1 protein-coding gene is annotated in these 854 nt (G+C 65.6%); it reads right to left on the bottom strand.

The genetic code is table 11. The features are described 5' to 3' along the window. The coding region (locus DIE15_RS36640; RefSeq protein ID WP_148095706.1) for an electron transfer flavoprotein subunit alpha/FixB family protein at nucleotides 1–854 on the bottom strand (854 nt) is incomplete at both ends.

Here is an 854-nt window from a genome sequence, read left to right as displayed (position 1 = left end):
AGGCCGTAATCGGCCACGCTGAAGATCGGCGCTTCCGGATCCTTGTTGATCGCGACGATCACCTTCGAATCCTTCATGCCGGCCAGATGCTGGATCGCACCCGAGATGCCGACCGCGATGTACAGCTGCGGCGCGACGATCTTGCCGGTCTGGCCGACCTGGTAGTCGTTCGGCACGTAGCCGGCGTCGACTGCCGCGCGCGATGCGCCGAGTGCTGCCGACAGCTTGTCCGCCAGCGGCTCCAGCACCTTCGTGTAGTTCTCGCCGCTGCCCAGGCCACGGCCGCCCGACACGATGATGCTCGCCGACGTCAGCTCCGGACGGTCCAGCTTCGTCACTTCACGGCTCACGAACTGCGACTTGCCGGCGTCGGCTGCCGCTTCGATCTTCTCGACCGCTGCGCTGCCGCCTTCCGCGGCAACCGGATCGAAACCCGTCGCACGCACAGTGATCACCTTGATCGGATCGCTCGACTGCACCGTTGCGATCGCGTTACCCGCGTAGATCGGGCGCTCGAACGTGTCCGCGCTGTCAACCGCCGTGATGTCCGAGATCTGCGCGACGTCCAGCTTCGCGGCGATACGCGGCGCGATGTTCTTGCCGTAGGCGGTAGCCGGCGCGAGGATGTGCGAATAGTCCTTCGCGATGTTCAGCGTGGTCGCTTCGACGTTTTCCGCGAGGCCCACTTCGAGTTGCGGCGCGTCGGCCAGGAGTACCTTCGAGACACCTGCGATCTTCGCCGCTGCATCTGCTGCCGCTTGCGCGTTGTGGCCCGCGACCAGCACGTGGATGTCACCGCCAATCTTCGCCGCCGCTGCCACCGTGTTCAGCGTCGCGGCCTTGATCGACGCGTT

This window comes from Burkholderia sp. Bp9031 (assembly GCF_003857965.1).
GTDB lineage: Bacteria > Pseudomonadota > Gammaproteobacteria > Burkholderiales > Burkholderiaceae > Burkholderia > Burkholderia ambifaria_A.
The sequence above is the reverse complement of the archived record's forward strand: the minus strand, read 5'-3'. Positions and strand labels throughout refer to the sequence as shown.